General features: G+C 68.2%; 18 protein-coding genes and 1 riboswitch. Of the genes, 10 read left to right on the forward strand and 8 right to left on the reverse strand.

All coding sequences use genetic code 11. The features are described 5' to 3' along the window. Positions 1–103: 103 nt before the first annotated feature. Positions 104–321: riboswitch (cobalamin riboswitch) on the reverse strand. A 150-nt stretch (positions 322–471) separates the two neighbouring features. Continuing rightward, on the forward strand, positions 472–1,704 hold the full coding sequence (locus Q7J39_RS15475) for a serine hydrolase (protein WP_304826980.1): 1,233 nt from the start codon (positions 472–474) through the stop codon (positions 1,702–1,704). Between the two features lie 28 nt (positions 1,705–1,732). Here Q7J39_RS15475 and Q7J39_RS15480 read toward each other — a convergent pair whose 3' ends face one another. Beyond that, the gene (locus Q7J39_RS15480; protein ID WP_304826983.1) at positions 1,733–2,368 is read right to left on the reverse strand and encodes a hypothetical protein; all 636 of its coding nucleotides are present in this window, start codon (positions 2,366–2,368) and stop codon (positions 1,733–1,735) included. Positions 2,369–2,440: 72 nt separating this feature from the next. Between Q7J39_RS15480 and Q7J39_RS15485 the strand changes: the two genes are divergently transcribed. The 5 genes from Q7J39_RS15485 to Q7J39_RS15505 all read left to right on the forward strand — a co-directional run bounded on the left by Q7J39_RS15485 (position 2,441) and on the right by Q7J39_RS15505 (position 7,333). Further along, positions 2,441–2,674: a BolA family protein gene (locus tag Q7J39_RS15485; RefSeq protein WP_304699239.1), complete on the forward strand. Its 234-nt coding sequence runs from the start codon at positions 2,441–2,443 to the stop codon at positions 2,672–2,674. Positions 2,675–2,679: 5 nt separating this feature from the next. Continuing rightward, a complete protein-coding gene (locus Q7J39_RS15490; protein ID WP_304826987.1) occupies positions 2,680–3,567 on the forward strand; it encodes an aldo/keto reductase in 888 nt (295 codons plus the stop codon). A gap of 66 nt (positions 3,568–3,633) precedes the next feature. Beyond that, positions 3,634–4,650, forward strand: coding sequence for a tripartite tricarboxylate transporter substrate-binding protein (locus tag Q7J39_RS15495; RefSeq protein WP_304826989.1), 1,017 nt, complete (start codon positions 3,634–3,636; stop codon positions 4,648–4,650). After that, entirely contained in the window at positions 4,650–6,506 is a 1,857-nt protein-coding gene (locus Q7J39_RS15500) for a tripartite tricarboxylate transporter permease (protein ID WP_304826992.1), read from the forward strand. Before Q7J39_RS15495 ends, Q7J39_RS15500 begins: the two co-directional genes overlap by 1 nt. Further along, entirely contained in the window at positions 6,503–7,333 is an 831-nt protein-coding gene (locus Q7J39_RS15505; protein WP_304826996.1) for a bifunctional 2-polyprenyl-6-hydroxyphenol methylase/3-demethylubiquinol 3-O-methyltransferase UbiG, read from the forward strand. Before Q7J39_RS15500 ends, Q7J39_RS15505 begins: the two co-directional genes overlap by 4 nt. Here the strand turns inward: Q7J39_RS15505 and Q7J39_RS15510 are convergent. Further along, a complete protein-coding gene (locus tag Q7J39_RS15510) occupies positions 7,312–8,328 on the reverse strand; it encodes a RimK family alpha-L-glutamate ligase (protein WP_304826999.1) in 1,017 nt (338 codons plus the stop codon). The genes Q7J39_RS15505 and Q7J39_RS15510 overlap by 22 nt on opposite strands. Continuing rightward, the gene (locus Q7J39_RS15515) at positions 8,325–11,099 is read right to left on the reverse strand and encodes a TonB-dependent receptor (protein WP_304827002.1); all 2,775 of its coding nucleotides are present in this window, start codon (positions 11,097–11,099) and stop codon (positions 8,325–8,327) included. Before Q7J39_RS15515 ends, Q7J39_RS15510 begins: the two co-directional genes overlap by 4 nt. Before the next feature lie 196 nt (positions 11,100–11,295). Between Q7J39_RS15515 and grxD the strand changes: the two genes are divergently transcribed. Together grxD and Q7J39_RS15525 are read left to right on the forward strand one after the other, a co-directional pair. Next, positions 11,296–11,640: a Grx4 family monothiol glutaredoxin gene (gene grxD / locus Q7J39_RS15520; protein ID WP_304827005.1), complete on the forward strand. Its 345-nt coding sequence runs from the start codon at positions 11,296–11,298 to the stop codon at positions 11,638–11,640. Between the two features lie 7 nt (positions 11,641–11,647). Then, positions 11,648–12,067, forward strand: a complete 420-nt coding sequence (locus tag Q7J39_RS15525) for a thioesterase family protein (protein ID WP_304827008.1) — start codon at positions 11,648–11,650, stop codon at positions 12,065–12,067. 121 nt (positions 12,068–12,188) lie between these two features. Here Q7J39_RS15525 and Q7J39_RS15530 read toward each other — a convergent pair whose 3' ends face one another. From Q7J39_RS15530 to Q7J39_RS15550, 5 genes are all read right to left on the reverse strand, one after another. Further along, positions 12,189–12,566 (reverse strand): hypothetical protein, encoded by a 378-nt coding sequence (locus Q7J39_RS15530; RefSeq protein ID WP_304827011.1) that lies wholly within the window; start codon positions 12,564–12,566, stop codon positions 12,189–12,191. Positions 12,567–12,651: 85 nt separating this feature from the next. Next, positions 12,652–13,269 (reverse strand): 30S ribosomal protein S4, encoded by a 618-nt coding sequence (gene rpsD / locus Q7J39_RS15535; protein WP_304827014.1) that lies wholly within the window; start codon positions 13,267–13,269, stop codon positions 12,652–12,654. Between the two features lie 159 nt (positions 13,270–13,428). After that, entirely contained in the window at positions 13,429–14,682 is a 1,254-nt protein-coding gene (locus tag Q7J39_RS15540) for a DUF1254 domain-containing protein (protein WP_304827017.1), read from the reverse strand. A 12-nt stretch (positions 14,683–14,694) separates the two neighbouring features. Continuing rightward, a complete protein-coding gene (locus Q7J39_RS15545; RefSeq protein ID WP_304827020.1) occupies positions 14,695–15,768 on the reverse strand; it encodes a nitronate monooxygenase family protein in 1,074 nt (357 codons plus the stop codon). 5 nt (positions 15,769–15,773) lie between these two features. Then, the gene (locus tag Q7J39_RS15550) at positions 15,774–16,553 is read right to left on the reverse strand and encodes an RNA methyltransferase (RefSeq protein WP_304827023.1); all 780 of its coding nucleotides are present in this window, start codon (positions 16,551–16,553) and stop codon (positions 15,774–15,776) included. A 57-nt stretch (positions 16,554–16,610) separates the two neighbouring features. Here Q7J39_RS15550 and bla point away from each other — a divergent pair, with 57 nt between their 5' ends. Further along, positions 16,611–17,627, forward strand: a complete 1,017-nt coding sequence (gene bla / locus Q7J39_RS15555) for a class A beta-lactamase (RefSeq protein ID WP_304827026.1) — start codon at positions 16,611–16,613, stop codon at positions 17,625–17,627. 124 nt (positions 17,628–17,751) lie between these two features. Then, entirely contained in the window at positions 17,752–18,972 is a 1,221-nt protein-coding gene (locus Q7J39_RS15560; RefSeq protein WP_304827029.1) for an NADP-dependent isocitrate dehydrogenase, read from the forward strand. Positions 18,973–18,987: the final 15 nt, after the last annotated feature.

Raw genomic sequence — 18,987 nt, forward strand, 5'->3', positions numbered from 1 at the left:
CCTTGCCAATTCTGATGATGGCGAGGCGATCAGACGCGAGCCGGCGCGCGCCGACGGCGGGGCCGGTCGCGACGGACTTGCGACCTGACCGGACACCCCGCCGGAGGACGTTATCTGTCGCGGCAGGTCTCCTGGCTCACGGGTCGACGCGGGCTGTCCTGGCCTTCCCGGCCGCAAGGCCAGTGACGCAGATCGGACAGCGGGCTCGCCGCTTACAGTTGCGGGGACAGCTCCGGCATGGGCGGCCAAGGCCACCGCACCGGATTCCCTCTTAGCTCCCGACCCCGAAAGACCGGGAGAACCTCGACGCTGGCATTCAAGACCGGGAGGCGAGTCTCGTCAAGATAGACATAAAGATATCCTTATATCGTTATGTCCAAACAGGCGTTCGAAGGATTTCCTTGGCGGCCCCGACGTCACGGCTCATGATGCCGGCAATTAGAACAACCGCGATTTCCGGAGGATCATTTCATGGACGCCCAATCCCAGTGGACCGGGCTCGACGCCGGTCGGCTCGAACGCATCACCGACCACATCGAGCGCAACTATATCGGCCCGCAGAAGATCGCCGGCGCCCAGATCGCCGTCTCGCGGCACGGCCACCAGGCCTATCTGAAGTCCTTCGGGTCCATGGACCTGGAGCGCAACAAGCCGATGATGGATGACGCCATCTTCCGCATCTACTCCATGACCAAGCCGATCACCTCGATCGCCCTGATGACCCTGTACGAAAAGGGCTATTTCCAGCTCAACGACCCCGTCAGCCGCTATGTCCCGTCCTGGAAGACCCACCGCGTCTGGGTCTCGGGCGAGGGCGAGGCCATGGTCACTGAGGCGCCCAAGCGGGCGGTGACCTTCAAGGACGTGCTGTCCCACACCGGCGGCTTCACCTACGGCGGCGGCCTGCCCGGCGTCGGCGACCAGCATCCGGTGGACAAGATCTATCGCGGCCTGAAGGTGCGCAGCGCCGGAAGCAACGACACCATGATGGAGTTCCTGGACAAGCTCGGCCAAGTGCCGCTGCTCTATCACCCCGGCGAACGCTGGATGTACTCCCTGGCCACCGACATCTGCGGCGCCCTGGTGGAGGTGATCTCCGGCAAGCCCTTCGCCCAGTACCTGCAGGAAGAGATCTTCGGCCCGCTGGGGATGAAGGACACCTCGTTCTTCGTGGCCGCCGACAAGATCGACCGCTTCTGCGCCAACTATCAGCGTGGCCCGGACAAGAAGCTGAAGGTGATCGACGATCCGGTCACCAGCGCCTTCGCGGCCGAGCCCGGCTTCAAGTCCGGCGGCGGCGGCCTGACCGGCACCACGGCCGACTACATGCGCTTCTGCGAGATGCTGCGCCGGGGCGGCGAGCTGGACGGTCACCGTGTGATCGGCCCGCGCACCCTTGAGATGATGCACATGAACCACCTGGCGGGCGGCAAGGACCTGACCCAGATGGCCATCGGCGGCTTCTCCGAGACCGCCAACGAAGGCGTGGGCTTCGGCCTGGGCTTCGCCTCGACCATGAGTCAGACCCAGACCGCCTCCCTCGGGACCGGCGACTACTATTGGGGCGGGGCTGCCTCCACCATCTTCTGGGTGGATCCCAAGGAAGACCTATCGGTGGTCTTCATGACCCAGCTGATGCCCTCGGGAACCTTCAACTTCCGCGGCCAGCTGAAGAGCCTGATCTACTCGGCCATCATCGACTGAGCCTCACGGCCCCTCCTTCTGGAGGGGCCTACCGGTCCCCATCGCGGATCCAGCGGGCGACCACGCCGGAGCCATCGTCATTGCCGCTGAACGCCCAGGCCTCGCTCTGGCGCGCGGCGTTGCGCACGGCGACGGCGCTTGCGGCCCGACATTCCTCGCGCCCCTTGATCGGGGTCAGGCCGGGCGCCAGCTTCGTCGGTTTGCCAGAGCCCCCGTCGATCGGCGGCGGCTGGGCGCACAGCGCCAGCCAGACCCGCGCGCTGGTGATCAACCCCTGCCCATCGGAGGCCAGGGGCCGTAAGCCGAGATAGATCACCTTGGGGTCGCCAGGCCCGCGGTCGGCGGGCGCCTCCACCTGCAGGATCACCGGCTCGCCACTCGCCAGGCGGTAGATCATGGCCTGCGGGAAGACGCCGGCCGCGTCCCGCTTACCGCCGAACAGGCTGGCGCCGGTCACCAGGGTGGCGTTGGCGCAGTCGGGCCACTTCAGCGCCGAGACCCGCAGGCTGAACTTGCAGTCGCCCACCGGGAGGGCCCAGAGGCCCGGCTTCAGGATGGGCGCGCCCTCGCTGTCGGCGATCGAAAACAGCGGCCGTTCGGAACTCACAACGGCACAGGCCGAGAGGCTCAGGGCCGCGCAGAGAACCGCGACCATCCGCAGCATGAAACTGACCCCCGATCCAAGGCTTGTTAAGCTTTCTAGCGCAGAAACGACGTTCTGAGAGGCGCGATTCCCATGCCCATGCCCATCGCTGATCTGGAGGCCTCGCTGCGCGAGGGCTTCCCCGACGCCGAGATCCAGGTCGAGGACCTGGCGGGCGACGGCGACCACTATCGCGCACGCATCGTATCAAAGGCCTTTGCGGGCCTTTCGCGGGTCAAGCAGCACCAGCTCGTCTACGCCGCCCTGAAGGGCAAGATGGGCGGAGAACTGCACGCGCTCGCGCTTGAGACCCAGGCGCCGGGTTAGCCGCAATGCGCTACCGTCCCTTCGGCCCGAGCGGCAAGGCGGTTTCGGCCATCAGCCTGCTGCTGCGCGAAGCCCCCAACATGACCACCCCGCATGCGTGGCGGACCCTGGTGTTCGGCGCCATGGAGAGCGGGGTCAACTGCTTCGAGATCACCGCCGGCTCTGAGGTCATGGCGCTGGGCTTCGGCGAGGCGCTGCGCGCGGTGGAGCGGCGACTGATCGCCATCGGCTGGCGCATCCACGGTGACCCCCGCAAGGCGCTCTCGGCGGAAGCCATCTCCAACAGCGTGCGCGGCGGCCTGGCCCGGACCGGGGCCGGCTATTTCGACGTCCTGATGCTGGACGAGGCGGCCTTCGACACCTTGGCCCCCGACGCCCACGGCTATCTGGCGGATCTGAGAGCCGCCGGCCTTGTCCTTCAAATGGGCGTGGTGGGGGACGGCGACAGCATCGACGCCTGCCTCGCAAGCGGCCTCTTCGACGTCCTGGCCACCCCCTTCAGCCTGGTGTCCGACTGGAAGGCCCGGCGGCGGATCAAGGACGCCTCGGCCCGCGACATGACCATGATCGCCTATGACCCCTTCCCGGCCGCCCTGTGCCGCCCGAGCGGCGGCGGGTCGATCCGCACGGGACTGTTCAAGCGCGCCGAGCCGCTGGCGGGCGCCGGCACCTACGCCTTCCTCCACCAGACCCACGGCTGGTCGGCCGAGGAGGTGTGCCTGGCCTATGCTCTGACCGAGCCCGCCTTCGCCTCGGTCCAGGTGGAGCAGTTCCGCGTCGAAGCCATCGAGCGGCTGGCCCTGATCACCGACAAGGACTTGCCCACTGGGGTCGCCGCCCAGATCGAGATGGCCCGTTTCAGCGCCGACACGGGCGAGCAGCGGCGCGCTTAGCACAAAAATTCTAGCAAAAATCGTTACTTACAAGCATCATGCTTCTTTGAAGTGGAGAGAAGAATCGTGCGCTGCGACCTGTGGCCTATCGAGAAGGTCACACGCCGCGCGGCCCTGGCGCTGGTCGCCGCATCGAGTCTCGCCGCCTGCGCGCCGGGCCGCTCCGCCAGGCCCGTCCGACTGATCATCGGCACTGCGGCGGGCGGCGGCAATGACGGCTTCAGCCGCCTCCTCGCCCAGCATCTGCAGCGGCTGACCGGCCTGACCGTCCAGGCCGAGAACGAAGGCCGCGCGGGCGGCAGACTAGCTGCCAGTCGACTCCTGAGCGGGCCGGCCGACGGCTCAATGATCGCTTTCCTACCCACGCCGCTGATCTATGAAAACCTGCTGGCGCCCGCCAACGAGGCCCTGAACTTGACGCAATTCCGCTGGCTCGGCGGGATCGGCGCGGACCGCAGGGTGCTGGTGGTGAACCGGCAGAGCGGAGTCACCGCCTTCGATCAGCTCCTGACCCGTACCCGGCCCCTGATCGTGGCGGCGTCCAGCACCTCGAGCTCCAGCTATGTCGAGCCGCGGATCGTCAGCCTCCTCACCGGAGCCCGGCTGAAGCCTGTCCCTGGCTACAATGGCGGAGCGCGGAACCTGGCGGTGCTGTCGGGCGAGGCCGACGGCGTGATCGGCGACCTGGCCAGTCTCGATCCAATCCTGCAGACGCCGGGCGCCAAGGTCCTCCTGCGCCTCAACGACATGACCGAACCCGCCAGCGCCACCGCGCCCGGCCTCGCCGGCTTGGCGAGAGGCCCTGACGCGGAGGCGCTGCTGTCGCTGATCGCCGCCACCGCCGCCCTCGGACGCATGTTCGCTCTGCCTCCTGGAACACCGGCGGGCATCCTGGCCGCGTGGCGGTCCCGCCTGGACCAGGCCGTGGCCGACCCGGAGTTCCGGACCGCGGCGACCGCGCGCGGCTTCGCCCTGGAACATATCCCCGGCGCTGAGGTGGAAGCCACGCTGAGGCGGCTGTTTGCCCCCTCTTCACCGGTGGGGCCCGCGCTCCGCCGCGCCATGGCGGCCCTGGGCGCCTGATGCAGGCCGTCTTCGAAGCCCTGGCCGGACTGGTCGCCTCACCGACGGCGCTCGCCGCCCTTCTGGCCGGGACCCTGGCCGGCCTGCTGGCGGGTCTGACGCCCGGGGTGAACGGGCGCGCGGGCCTGATGCTGGTGACGCCGATCGCCGTCGGGTTCGGACCGAGCGCCGGAGCGGTGTTCCTGATCGCCTTCCACTCGGTTGTGCACACCTCGGGCTCCGTCCCGGCCATCCTGCTGGGGACGCCGACGTCGTCCACCGAGGCGGCCACCGCCGTCGACGGGTACGCCATGACGCGGCGGGGAGAAGGCGCCCGGGCCATCGGCGCCACGCTCTCGGCCTCGGCTTTCGGAGGTCTTGTAGGCGCCCTCTTCCTGTTCATGGCCGTGCCCGTGGCCCTGGCCCTCATCATCCATATCGGCGCCCCGGAGGTCGCGGCCCTTTCGGCGCTCGGCCTACTTTCGGTGGCGGCCCTCTCCGGGGGCTGGCTGGCGGGGGGATTGATGGCGGTGACGCTGGGGATCCTGATCGCCTGTGTCGGGATCGATCCCTTCTCCGGCGTGCCGCGCTTCACCTTCGGACTGCTGGGCCTGTGGGACGGGGTGAACGCCGCGGCCCTGGTGACCGGCCTCTTTGTGGTTCCCGAGCTGTGCGCCCGCGAGCCGGCGACCCTTCACCCCAATCCGCCCCAGGCCCGGTTGAGCGGCGTCATAAAGGGCTGCCTGGAGGTGGTGGAGCATCGCTGGCTGCTGCTGCGCAGTTCGATCATCGGGGTGGTGGTGGGCTTCGTTCCGGGCTTGGGGGCCAGCGCCGCCGTCTGGATCGCCTATGGCCACGCGCGTCAGACCCATGTCACGGCCATCCCCTATGGCGAAGGCGCCATCGCCGGCGTGATCGCGCCCGAGGCGGCCAACAATTCCAAGGAGGGTGGGTCCCTGGTCCCGACCCTCTTCCTGGGCATTCCGGGCTCCTCGGGCATGGGCATCCTGCTGGCCGCCTTCGCCACCCTCGGCATCGAGGTGGGCCCTCGCATGCTGACCAAGACCCCAGAATTCGTTTTCCTGCTGGGCTGGTCCAACATCGCATCCAACCTGTTGGCCGTGCCCTTGTGCCTGTTGCTGGCGCCGGCCATGTCGCGGTTCGCCAACCTGCGCCGCGACCAGGTCGTCCCCGTGGCCCTGGCCGCGGCCCTGGCGGCCACCGCCCTGACCCAACCCGGCGTTTCGGCCATGGCGCAGCTGGTGGTCTTCTCGGCCCTGGGCCTGCTGCTAAAGGGGTCCAATGTTCCCCGCGCCCCTCTGCTGCTCGGCTTCGTGCTGGGGCCTGGCATTGAGCTCGGCCTCATCCGATCGAGCATGGTCTATGGCTGGAGCGCCTTCGCCCGGCCCGGCGTGCTGATCATCCTTGGGCTGGCTGCGGCGATCATACTGGCCACGTCCTGGAGCCGGCCAGGCCTCTCGGCGAAGGAGACCGGCGCGCGCCTGACACCGGTGGCGATCGGCCTGATCGCCTTGGCGAGCGCCCTGGCCGTGGGCTTCGCCACCACCCTGCCCACCACGGCCGGCGGGATACTCTATGTGGCTGGCGGGCTTGGCCTGGTCTCCACCGCTCTGGCGGTGGTGCGGGTCTGGCCCCATTGGACACACGCGCCGTGGGCCGAGGCGCCGGATGGCCCGATCCTGGCCCTATTCGTCGGGGCCCTGGTGATCGGTGGGCTAATCAGCCTGCCGCTGGCGGCTGGGGTCCTGGTCTGCGCGGCCTTGATGCTGCGGGGCCGGGTCGGCTATCCGAAGGCGGCTCTCGTCGCCCTGCTCACCGCAGGCGCGGTGCTTGGCCTGGAGCGTCTTCAACCGTGACCGACAAGACAGCACCGCTCGCACCGGACGATCTGCCGGGCCTGGCCCAGGCGGCTTGGCGGCACGGCGCGCGGCACTGCGTGGCCTGCGGCGGTTACCATCGGGTCTGGGGCACGCTTCGGGCCGCCGGGCTGAATGGCGGGTTGGCCTCGGACGGACCAGACCTCGAACCGCGCATCGCCGCGGCTCTCGCCCCAGGGGCCAAGGTGCTGGTGGCGGGCGCCGCCGATCCCGCCCTCCTGGACCTCGTGGTCCGCACCGCCGCGGGAATCCCCCTGGAGATCACGGTCGCCGATGTCTGCCGCACCCCCCTGGAGGTAATCGGCGAGCTGCGCCCCTATGCCCGGATGAGCGTCAGGACGGAACAGATCGACCTGACCCGGCTCGATCGGGCCGGGCGCTGGGACCTGATACTCTCGCATCTGATGATCGCCCATGTCCCGCCCGGAGACCGCATCGAGGTCCTGACGCGACTGCGCCGCGCCCTCACACCCAAGGGCCGCTTGATCCTGGTGGCCAGGACGATCAGCGGCGCGGCGCGCGAGGATGCGCCCGGCGATGAAGATGCGTGGGTGAACCGCACCCAGGCGCAGCTCGCCGCAAGCGGCCTTCCTGGCCTTGGCGCGCCCGGCGAGTTCGAAGGCCTACTCAGGTCCTATGCGGCGCATCGCACCGAGCGGCTCTGGGACCTGGCGACGCCGCAGGCCATCGCCGATCTGCTGGCGGCCGGCGGCTTCGAGGTGGACGGGTTCGCCAGGATGGCCCGGGCGGGCCGCGACCCGGCGCGGGCCGATGACAAGGCGCGCTACGTCTTCGTCGCGCACTGAGCGCCCTTGGCCAGGATCAGCTTGCGCACTGCATTCTGCATCGGCTCCAAGGCCGCAGCGCTGCGCCCGCGCATGTGGCCGGCGCTCGGCAGGAAGTTCATCGTGGCGTTAGCCTCGAACACCAATATCCGCCCGTCGGCGTCCAGGCTGGCGTCCAAGCCGAAGTAGTCCAGGCCCATCCGGGCGCCGATCTCTCGCAGGGCGGCGCGGGTGATGTCGGGTAGACCCGCGAACCCGCCCTCCACCATCGCCTTGGCTTCCAGGCGCTGGGGGGAGTCATCGCCCATCTCCCGACCGGACCGCCCATGGATGTTCCAGTTTTCCGAGACCACGTGCTGGCGCACGACGATATCTTCGCCCACGAAGAAGAAGCGGGTCTTGCGATAGCCGCCGTCGGCGCGCCGGAAGTCGACGAACTCGGTGAGGTAGTAGTCGTTGGTCCGATCGCCATAGACGTCCTCGATCTCCTCGAGCGACGGCGCGAGCCCCAGCATCTGGCCATTGTGCGTGCCCGTCCGCCGGACGATGGCGGGGAAGCGGAAGTCTGCGGCCTCCACCTGCCGGCGCACGCGATCCAGGGTCGGATTGTGGAGCAGCAGGGTCTTGGGCATGTGGACGTTGTCGATTCCCGCGAGCCGAAGCGCGACCTGATGGCGGCGCGTCTGCAGGATGGCCCGGCCCGGATCGATGATGGGAAGCCTCAGCTCAGCGGCGAACTTCTCGACCACCGCCAGGGTCCGGGGGTGCAGGTCGGCGTCCGAGACCATGTTCCAGAGGACGCTGACGTCGCCGATTTTCCACCGGCGCGCCTTGCGGAAATAACTGGGGCCCAGGTGCAGCCGCCCCGATTTGAACTCACCCTCAGGCAGCAGTTTCAGCACCTTGTCAGCGTCATTGTTGCCCAGCAGGGGGACCACGCCCTCCTGGTCAAACTGGATCGTTCGATCGAAGTCGTTGCCGACGATGAACCCCACCCTCAGGCTGTTTTCGCTCAAAACCGATACCTCGCCCCGAGATAGAACTGCCGCCCGGTGTGGGTGTAGTCCTCGGAGTTCCGGCGCTCGATGGAGATCCAGCGGTCCTCGAATTCGTCGGTGAGGTTGATCCCCTCGAAGGTCAGGCTGAATTGCTCGCTGATCTTGTAGTTGGCCGAAAAGTCGACGTTCAGCGTGCTGTTCTTGCCCCGGGCGTCGTTGCCGTTGCCGCCCGGGACCGCGGCCAGATATTCGTCACGATAGGAGGCCGACACCCGGGCGCTGAGGCGAGTGTCCTCGTAGTAGAGCGTCGCGTTCCACGAGCGCGGCGACAGGCCCACCAGAGGCAGGACCGTGGTCGCCCGCGGGACCACCGAGGAGTCGGTGATGTAGGTCACCGTGGAGTCGGCGTGGGTGTAGTTCGCGATGCCGCCGAACCGGTCGAAGGGCGCGGGCAGGAAGCTGAACGGTCCCTGCAGGTTGATCTCGTATCCCTTCAGTTCGCCCCCGGCGGTGTTGAGCAGTTGGGTCACCAGGAAGATGGTGTCTGGGCCGTTGCGCGTGGTCAGCAGGCTGACCGGCAAGCCCGTGGCGCTGTAGGGCATCGTGGCGGCCGAGCTCTGAATGTAGGACTGCAGGTCCTTGTAGAAGACGCCTACGCTGAACTGGGTTTCGCTCGCCCGATACCACTCGAAGCTGAGATCGAAGGTGTTGGCCCGGACCGGGTCCAATAGCGGGTTGCCGATGGTCAGGGTGTGGGCGGTGTTGTTGATCGATCCGCCCGGCGTCAGGCTGGGCAGCTGCGGGCGCGCCATCACCTTGGCGGCGGCGACGCGGACCAGGACGTCCTCGCGCGGCTCCAGCACCAGGTTCAGCGCTGGCAGGGTGTCGTCGTACTTGCGCGACACCGCCACATAGTTGGTCCCCACATAGCCGCGGGCGATGCTGGTGGTGGACACGCGCCGGACCCCGAAATTGCCGCGCAGGGGCATGCCGAACACCGAGGTTGCGAAATCGGCCTGGACATAGAGCCCCAGGTCCCGCTCGCCAACTTCGCGGTTGGCGGCGCGTTGGTTGTCGGTGCTGACCCGGAAGTCGCCAAAGGCGTTGACGCAGTTGCAGTAGAGATCGACGAGGGCCGCGATCTTGGCCACATCCGGCGCCAGCCAGGCGTTGGGGGTTCCGGCCGGCGCGCCCAGGCCCCGCCCGAAGCCACTGACCAAGGTGCTGATCTGCGCCAGGGCGACGCCCGGCAGCGGGACCGCGGCGTCCTGTAGGCCGTTGACCGTGTTCTGGCGCCAGTCGGCGGTGACGAACCGGTAGTCCTTGAACAGCAGGCCGCCCTTCAGGGTCAGGCCGTCGGTTAGCTTGAACTCGCCATCCACCCCCAGCGTCTTGAAGCGGTTGGAGGTCTTGTTGGGCCGCTGGCGCAGCAGGGACGGGAAACCCTGGGCCGCGCTGGAGCTGAACTGCCAGTTGGACGGATCGGTGACGTCGAAGTTGTAGTTCAGGACCGGCAGGGTTTGGCTGGCGGAAAAATCGTAGCTGTAGCCGTCCTGATTATAGCGGTCGAAGGAGACCGTGGTCTGGACCGGATTGTCCTGGATCGACCGCGACTGGCCGATCACCGCCTTCATCTTGAACCGGCTGCTGAACTCGTGCTCCAGCCGCAGGGATAGCTGGCTGAACTCGCTGGAGAGTTCGTCGTAGCGGACCTCGCTGCGGATGTCGGTGTCGTCGAAAGTCGCGCTCACCATTTGGTTCTGGGCGCCGAACACCGGGTTGCGGACCAGAGTCTGCTCCAGCCGGGTCAGATAGGTGGTGAGGTATTCTTCCTGCCGGGTTCCGTCGAACAACGCGAACAGCGCATCGAAGGTGAAGGTGGTCGCCTCGGTGGGGGCGAACTGCACCGCCGCCGTGGTCCCGTAGCGCCGCCAGTCGTAGGTCAGGCGCTCATAGCGCGGGATGCGCGCGTGCCAGGCCGAGTTGACTGGACTGTACACGCCCGCGGGGCTGTTGCAGGCGCCGGCGTTCAAGAAGCAGCCGCCCGAGTTGGTGGGCACAGAGGGGTTCTCCCAGCGACCGCTGGTGGCGCCTTCCTCCAGGATGTTGCGCGCGCTGTAGGCCACCGAGACCAAGGCCCCCAGCTTGCCGTCGAACCAAGTGTCGGAGATCAGGGCGGTGGCACGGGGGTCGGCCTTTCTCGACAGGTCGTTGTAGCCATATTGAAGGCTCCCCGCAGCGTGGAAGCCCGGGTTGTCGAACGGTCTGGCGGTGGCCAGGTCGATGGTGGCGCCCAGCGACCCCTCCTCCACATCGGCGGTCTGCGACTTGCGCACCGTCACGCGGTTGAAGAGCTCGGAGGCGAAGACCTGGAAGTCGAAGCTGCGGCCCCGGTTGGCGCCGCCGGTGGTGTCCTTGCCCCCGGTGGTGGCCAGGGCCTCAAGGCCGTTCAACCGCACGCGGCTGAAGTCCCCCGGCAGGCCCCGCACCGTGATGGAGCGGCCCTCGCCGCCGTCCCGATCGATGGCGACGCCGGGAATCCGTTGCAGGGCCTCGGCCAGGTTCAGGTCGGGGAAGTCGGCCATGTCCTCGGCGTTGATCACGTCGACGAGGGCGGTCTCTTTCTTCTTGATCTCGATGGCGCTGGCCAGGCTGGCGCGGAAGCCGGTGACGATGAGCTCATCCACCTCACCGGTCTGGGCCTGCGCCTGACCCCCGGCCAAGACGGCCAGGACCGCGGCCACACCGGCGTGCGCCCACGGCTGACGCCGATGTTCGGATTTAGGCATAGGTCCTTGAATTCCCCGGTGGAGAGGGGGAATGGTCCGCCCCTCACACGAATGCAAGCGTCGCCGTGAGCGGAGAAGTGACTATTTTTAGGCCGGATGTCCGACATCCGCCCCTGCGGCCAAGCGCGCCGGAGCTTGACCCGCGGCCTTCGGCTCCCTAGCTCTCAGGCGAACGTTCTGACGAAAGATCCGTCCCATGACCGACGCCGCCAACGCCAACCCTGTCCACGAGTTCATCAGCCGCACCGTCACAGACAATCCAGTGGTGCTGTTCATGAAAGGCGTGCCTGAGCAGCCCCAGTGCGGCTTCTCCGGCATGGTGGTCCAGGTGCTCGACCATCTCGGCGTCGACTTCGTGGGCGTGAACGTCCTGCAGGACGCCTCCCTGCGCGACGGCATCAAGACCTTCAGCGACTGGCCGACCATCCCGCAGCTCTATGTGAAGGGCGAGTTCGTCGGCGGCGCCGACATCGTCAAGGAGATGTTCCAGGCGGGCGAACTGAAGCCCCTGCTGATCGAACAGGGCGTGCTCGCGGCCTAACCAGCCGGTGACGCAGCTTCTCGAACCGCCCGTAGGCCAGCAGGTCTTCGAGGCCAGCTTCACGCCGGAAGCCTCCGACATCGACGCCAATGGCCACGTGAACAACGTGGTCTATCTGCGCTGGATCCAGGACATGGCCACCGCCCACTGGGCCGCCCGCCAGCCGGCGGAGGATCAGTCGCGCTGGGCCTGGATCGTCCTGCGCCACGAGGTGGACTACCGCCGCGCCCTGCTGCCGGGCGAGACCGCGCACGCCCGCACCTGGGTGGCGAGGAAGCCCGAGGGGCCGCGCTTCGACCGCTATGTCCGGATCGACGGTCCTGACGGCGCCATGTGCGCCCAGGCGGTCACGTCCTGGTGCCTCATCGACGCGGCCACAGGCCGCCCCAAGCGCGTGCCTCAGGACATCGTCGACCGCTTCATCTAGAGCGGGATGCGAAAAAGTGGGAACCGGTTTTTCGCATCAATCCCGCTCTAAACATAAGGAAGCGATCACGTTTATGATTTTGGATCGGTTCGATCCAAAATCATAAACGTGATCTAGCGGCTCAGTTCCCCGGCCCGGTCCACGGATAGAACGGGTTCAGCAGGAACAGCGGGGTGCGGCCCGCAACCCCCAGCTCGGCATAGGTGAAGGTCAGGTCGGTGTGGCCCATGGCGAAGGACTTGCACGGGTCCAGGCGCTTGCGGCCGAAGGCGAGTGTCACCGCGTCCCCCTTCCGCTCCACGAAGAAGGCGAAGTCCTCCTTCTTGGTGCAGCCGTTGGAGGCGACCCGGATGGTCAGGGCCGCGCGCCCGGCGCTGGCCGAATAGAGCGGCTCGAGCTCTCCCAGGGACGAACCCGCGGGCGCGAGGATGGGCGGTGCGGCGGTGGCGCAGCCGGCGAGCAGGCTGAGCGCCCCGATCAACAGAAGACGACGATGCATGGGCGCACTCCGCCACAGATCGCGCCCAAGCAAAAGGCCCCGGATCGCTCCGGGGCCTTCGCAAACTCGCGAGGTCGAACTCAGATCAGGACGAATAGAATTCGATGACCAGGTTCGGCTCCATCTTCACAGCGTAGGGAACTTCGCTGAATTCCGGCTGGCGGATGAACTTGGCGGTCATCGCCTTGGTGTCCATCTCGATATAGTCGGGGGTGTCGCGCTCGGCCGACTGGATGGCTTCCAGGACCAGCGCCATGTTCTTGGAACGCTCGCGGACCGAGACGATGTCGCCCGGCTTCACGCGATAGGAGGCGATGTTGACGCGCTTGCCGTTCACCAGAACGTGGCCGTGGTTCACGAACTGACGGGCGGCGAACACGGTCGGCACGAACTTGGCGCGGTAGACGATGGCGTCCAGGCGCGATTCCAGCAGGCCGATCAGGTTTTCCGAGGTGTTGCCCTTGCGGCGGTCAGCTTCCTCGTAGGTGCGGACGAACTGCTTCTCGGTGATGTTGCCGTAGAAGCCCTTCAGCTTTTGCTTGGCGCGCAATTGCAGGCCGAAGTCGGAGACTTTCTGCTTGCGGCGCTGCCCGTGCTGGCCGGGGCCGTACTGGCGGGAATTCACCGGGGACTTCGGACGACCCCAGATGTTTTCGCCCATCCGGCGGTCGAGTTTGTACTTCGCAGAATGCCGCTTGGACATAGTAGCTCTTTCAACACGATCCGGGCCGGCGCCTTCATCAGTGAAGGCGCGATTTCAACGGCGGCGTCCAGATCACCCGTCATAGGTGTTCACAGCCGCCAGGGTGACCCGGCGGCGCGAAGGGGCGGTTTATGTCGTCGCAGCCCCTCTGAGTCAACCTCAGTCGGCGAGGACCACCGGCGGCAGGCGGTAGCCGCCCTCCAGCAGTTCCGTCTTCGGCAGATAGGCCCGCATGAAGAGGGCGAAGGGGCCGGCCGGGGCCGGCAGCCAGTTGGCGGTGCGCTCACCCCCCGGGGCGGCGTGGCCGATCCAGATGTCCAGGGAGCCGTCCTCGCCCATCACCAGGCCCTCGGTGCGGTCGCCGATGGCGTAGCGGTTCAGGGGGTTGTCGGTGAAGAAGAACTGACCGTCCTCCGTCGCCTCATAGAGGCTGAGCGACCAGAAGGAATGGACCGGCAGCAGGCCGCCGGCCGGGAAGTGCAGCCGCCAGGACTTGTTTCCGTCGAACAGGGCGCGCGGCAGGTCGCCTTCGGCCCGCATGTACATGGCCTCGGCCGGCGGCAGGGCGGCGAGCCCCGACACCGCCACGGAGGCCCGCAGGCCGTAGTCCTGGGCGAAGTCGCCCAGCCGCGCCGACGGGTAGGACCAGCCGTCGGTGAAACCTGCGCCGGAGAGCCCGCCCTTGCGCGCGGCGACCCGGGCCTCGGCCACGCCGGCCTCGATGGCCGCGGCCTCCTCGGCAGAGAACCGCTTGGCGTCGAAGTCGGCGAGGCCCAGGGGCGCCATGCCGGCGAGGAAGGCGCGGTCCTCCACCTGCGGCGGGTTCACCGCCATCAGCTGGGCGGCGGTCTCGAAATACTCCCCCCAGGGGGCGCCGCGATGGGCGAAGGGACCCGGCGGCGTCGCGGCGGGGCCCTGCATGGACAGCCCATGCTGCACGGCCTTGGCGCCTTCCACGTCGTGCGGCCCGTCCACCAGGATGCGGGCGAGCGCCCAGACGTGGTTGGTGGGCGAGCGGACGACATTGGGGCCTTCGGCGGCGTCGGTCGGCCCCACCAGGGTGAAGGTCCCGCCGCCCGGTCCGGTGGTGCGGGTCCCCAGGATGGCGAAGTTGTTGGTGTAGGCGTCCATCAGGGCCAGGGAGAAATAGCGCTCGCCGGTGGCGGGCACATTGATGGTCACCGGCCCCTGGGACAGGTCCACCTGGGCGGTGGAATAGAAGGTGTCGTTGTTGGGGGTGGTGACCGCGCGGGCATTGTGGTCGGCCAGCCGGCGCATGTGGCCAAAGACGTTCATTGGCGAGCCGCCCGCCAGGCCGCGGGCCCGGGTGGTGGCGATCTCCACCAGGGGCAGGGTGAAGAGCCAGGCGTCGCGGGCGGCGGCCTGCAAGGCGGCCAGGTCTGTCTTCGCCATCGCGTTCCCCCTCTAGCGGCCCACCCGTTCGGACAGGGCCTGGGAGGCGGCCTTGGCCTCCTCCCACCATTTGGCGACCATCTCGCCCGCATCACCGCGCTTCGCAAGCCTCATCCCCTGGCCGGCCCACAGCGAGAGCATGTCGGCCTGCCCCGCCTTGGCGGCGGCGGCGCGCAGGGGCTGGGTCAGGCGGTTCTGGACGGGATAGGCCGGGACCAGATCCTCGACGGCGCGCATCTCGCGCATGAAGCGGTTGTCGATGCCGCGCGCAGGACGGCCGGTGAAGGCCCGCGTCAGGCGGGTGGGATCATCGCCGGCGGTCTCCAGGGCGGCGCGCCAGGGCGCGCTCACCGCCGTCTGGTCGGCCAGCAGGAAGGCGGTGCCCATCTGGACGGCGTCGGCGCCCAAGGCCAGGGCCGCGGCCACGCCACGTCCGTCCATGATCCCGCCCGCCGCGATCACCGGGATGTCCACGGCGGCGCGGATGGTGGCGACAAGGGCCATGGTCCCGACAAGGCTCGCCTCCGTGCCGGCCAGGAAGTGACCGCGATGGCCACCCGCCTCCGCGCCCTGGGCGCTGATCCCGTCGGCCCCGACGGCGGCCCACGCGCGCGCCTCGGCGACCGTGGTGGCCGTGCCGACCACATGGCTGCCCACCGCGTGCAGGGCGTCGACCTGGGCCTTGGTCAGGATGGAGAAGGTGAAGGAGGCCACGGCGGGCGCGGCGCGCACCAGGGCCGCAAACTGAGCCTCGAAGTCCGGGGCGTAGTCATTGGGCTGGGCTGGCGGCGGCGCGCCGAGCTCGGCGTACCAGGGCGCGAGCCGCTCCAGCGCCGCGTCGATGACGTCCGTGCCGGGCGTCGCCACCGGGTTGATGAACAGGTTCACGCCGAAGGGCCGATCGGTCGCCGCCCTCAGCGCCGCCACCGCCGGCTCGATGTCGGCGGGCGCCAGGGCCCCGGCGCCGAGCGCGCCCAGACCTCCGGCCTGGGACACCGCCACCGCCATCTCCGGCGACGACGCGCCCACCATCGGCGCCTGCAGGATCGGGATCGGCAGGGCGTGCAGGAAGGCCGCAAAGTCCATGACGCCTACTCCGTGGCTTGCTTGGCCTTTTCCCGCGCCAGCTTATGCAGGGCGCGGCCGCGGCCCTTGGATAGGGCGGTGACGACCCCGCGGAAGGTGCGCACCTCCTGGTCGGAGAACCGGGCGCGGCCGAGCGCCGAGCGCAGGTTCTGCATCATCGACGGCTTCTTTTCCGGCGGATGGAAGAAGCCGGCGGCGTCCAGTTCGCTCTCGAAGTGATCATACAGGCCCTGCATAGCGGCGGCCTGAGCCGGCGGCGGGGCGTCGCGGAAGATGGCGGGCGCGCCGGTCTCCTGGGTCATCCGCCACTCATAGGCCAGGATGATCACCGCCTGGGCGAGGTTCAGCGACCGGAAGCGCGGATCGATGGGCAGGGTCACCACCGCCTGGCACAGCGCGATGTCGGCGGTCTCCAGTCCAGCGCGCTCGCCGCCGAACAGCAGGCCCACATTGCGGCCCTCGGCCACCTCGTGGATCAGGTTCGCCGCCGCCGCGCGCGGGGTCAGGATCGGCAGCTGCAGCTCGCGGGGCCTGGCCGTTGTCGCATAGACCAGATGCAGGTCGGCGATGGCCGCCTCGACGCTGTCATAGACCCGGGCGGCGTTCAGCGGCCACTCCGCGCCCGAGGCCGAGGACCAGGCCCGCTCCTGGGGCCAGCCGTCACGGGGATTGACCAGGCGCAGGTCGGCCAGGCCGAAGTTCGCCATGGCGCGCGCGACCGCCCCGATGTTCTGGGCGAGTTGCGGCGCGTTGAGGATGATGCAGGGCGGGGAACCTGTGGACATGGCGCGTTTTCCGTCCCTGCCCTCTTCATGGCAAGTGCGGCGTGCGAAGGTGATCCCATGAAACTCTCCGGTCTGGCCGTTTTCGCCGCTCTCACCCTGGCCGCCTGCGGCTCCGGCTCGCCCCAAAGGGCCTCGGAGACCCCGCCCCTCAACCTTGCGCAACTCACCACCGAGGTGTCGCAGATCGCCGAGCGGGCGCGGCCCGGCGTCCTGGGGGTCGGCCTGATGAACCTGGAGAGCGGCGAGAGCTGGGACTTCAACGGCGAGCGCCGGTTCCCCATGCAGAGCGTGTTCAAGGCGCCGCTGGGCGCCGCCGTCCTGGCGGAGGTGGACGCCGGCCGCCTGAGGCTGGAAGACACCCTCACCCTGGCCGAGGAGGACCTGTCCCCACCGCTGAGCCCCATCGCCGACGCCTATCCGGCCCGGCGGGACTACACGGTGCGCGAACTTCTGGTGGCCGCCACCGGCGCCTCCGACAACACCGCCGCCGACGTGCTGATGAAGCGGATCGGCGGCCCCGGCGCCGTCACCGCCTGGCTGGTGGGCAAGAAGATCGACGAGATCCGCGTTGACCGCTACGAGCGCCAGCTCCAGCCCGACAGCGTCGGCATGGCCTCCTTCCGCCCCGCCTGGAAGGGCTCGCAGGCCTATATGGCCGCCTTCAACACGGTGCCTCCGGCGGCGCGCCGCAAGGCCGTGGCGGCCTATCTCTCCGATCCGCAGGACACCGCCACGCCGCGCGGGACGCTCAACTTCCTCGACAAGCTGGACGACGGCGAACTGCTGACGCCCGCCTCCACGAAGCTGCTGCTGCAGATCATGACCGACACCACCACTGGCCAGGACCGCCTGAAGGCGGGCTTCCCGCCGGGCTCTAGCCTCGCCCACAAGACCGGGACGGCGCGCACCGATCAGGGGATGAACCCCGCCCTAAATGACGTGGGCATCGTCACCCTGCCTGACGGGCGACGCTACGCGGTGGCGGTTTTCCTGTCGGGCTCGACCCTCGACACCGCCGAAAACGAAAAAATCGTGGCTGACGTCGCGCGCGCAGTGACCCGGGGCGTGCATTGATGTTCCTTGGCTGAGAACGCCTTGCATCTAAACGGCTCTGGGCGCTTCCGCGCCCTTTGCGTCGAGGCCGACGCCTAGTATACGGCCCCAAAGCCAATTTTACGCCCCGGAGCGCATCGCCCTCATGGCCAAGATCAAAGTCGCCAATCCTGTCGTCGATATCGATGGCGATGAGATGACCCGCATCATCTGGCAGTGGATCAAGGACAAGCTGATCCTGCCCAATCTCGATATCGACCTGGCCTATTACGACTTGGGCATGGAGAGCCGCGACGCCACCGACGACAAGATCACCGTCGAGTCGGCCGAGGCGATCCTGAAGTACGGCGTCGGCATCAAGTGCGCGACCATCACGCCGGACGAGGCCCGCGTCGAAGAGTTCAAGCTGAAGAAGATGTGGAAGTCGCCCAACGGCACGATCCGCAACATCCTCGGCGGCGTCGTCTTCCGCGAACCGATCATCTGCCAGAACGTGCCCCGGCTGATCCCCGGCTGGACCCAGCCGATCATCATCGGCCGTCACGCCTTCGGCGACCAGTACCGCGCCACCGACTTCAAGGTGCCCGGCCCCGGCAAGATGACCATCAAGTGGGAAGGCAAGGACGGCCAGGTCATCGAGCATGAGGTGTTCGACTATCCGGGCTCCGGCGTGGCCATGGCCATGTACAACCTGGACGACTCGATCCGCGACTTCGCCCACGCCTCCTTCGCCTACGCCCTGCAGCGCACCTATCCGCTGTATCTCTCCACCAAGAACACGATCCTCAAGGGCTATGACGGCCGCTTCAAGGACATCTTCGCCGAGATCTTCGCCGCCGAGTACGCCGCGCAGTTCAAGGAAGCCGGCATCACCTACGAGCACCGTCTGATCGACGACATGGTGGCCTCGGCCCTGAAGTGGTCCGGCGGCTTCATCTGGGCCTGCAAGAACTACGACGGCGACGTGCAGTCCGACCAGGTCGCCCAGGGCTTCGGCTCGCTGGGCCTGATGACCTCGGTGCTGATCACCCCGGACGGCAAGACCATGGAGGCCGAGGCCGCCCACGGCACTGTCACCCGCCACTTCCGCCAGCACCAGAAGGGCGAGAGCACGTCGACCAACTCCATCGCCTCGATCTTCGCCTGGACGCGGGGTCTGGAACATCGCGCCAAGCTGGACGGCAACGCCGAGCTGGACCGCTTCGCCCGCACCCTGGAGCGCGTCTGCGTGGAGACCGTGGAAAGCGGCTCGATGACCAAGGACCTGGCCCTGCTGGTCGGCGACAGCCAGGGCTGGCTGACCACCGAGGGCTTCATCGACAAGGTCGCGGTGAACCTCGACAAGGCGCTCGCCCAACCGGCCTGAGCCGACAGCGCGGAC

It is taken from the genome of Phenylobacterium sp. (assembly GCF_030651185.1).
Classification (GTDB): Bacteria; Pseudomonadota; Alphaproteobacteria; order Caulobacterales; family Caulobacteraceae; genus Phenylobacterium.